At 42.7% G+C, this 504-nt stretch carries 1 protein-coding gene; it reads left to right on the top strand.

Translation table 11 applies throughout. The annotated features are described in order from the left end of the window. The coding region (locus ACS8FD_RS24960; protein ID WP_439277821.1) for an SPOR domain-containing protein at window positions 1-355 on the top strand (355 nt) is incomplete at its 5' end. Window positions 356-504: the final 149 nt, after the last annotated feature.

Here is a 504-nt window from a genome sequence, read left to right as displayed (position 1 = left end):
AGAAGATGCGACCTACGACGGGACAACGCCTACTAGCAACAATGGCAACAGCAACTCTACCAACCGTGCCAATAACGCAAATTCGGGTACTGCTAGTATACAACCTGCCAAACCTGCGACCACTTATATTCTACAAATCAATAGCTTCGGTGACGCTGATGAAGCCGATCGCCGCCGCGCTCAAGTACTAATGGCTGGTGTTGACGCTAGAGTGGTAAAGAATACCACAGGTAACGGTTTGCCAATTTATCAAGTTATTTCGCGGCCGATGAATACTCGTCAAGCAGTGACCACTGCCCAGCAACGTCTACAGAATAACGGTATTGATTCAATTATCGTTGAGCAACGTCGTTAGATTGGATTACTTGCGAGTGTTTTTATAGTTTGTTACTGATTAAAAAGCGTCGCAATGACGCTTTTTTTATCTCTCGTTTTTATCGAATATATCTTCCCTAGCTGTTTTATTATATCTCTATTATCAAAACGTTCATAAAGAGTATGGCT

The organism is Psychrobacter sp. 1U2, assembly GCF_051847575.1.
The sequence above is the reverse complement of the archived record's forward strand: the minus strand, read 5'-3'. Positions and strand labels throughout refer to the sequence as shown.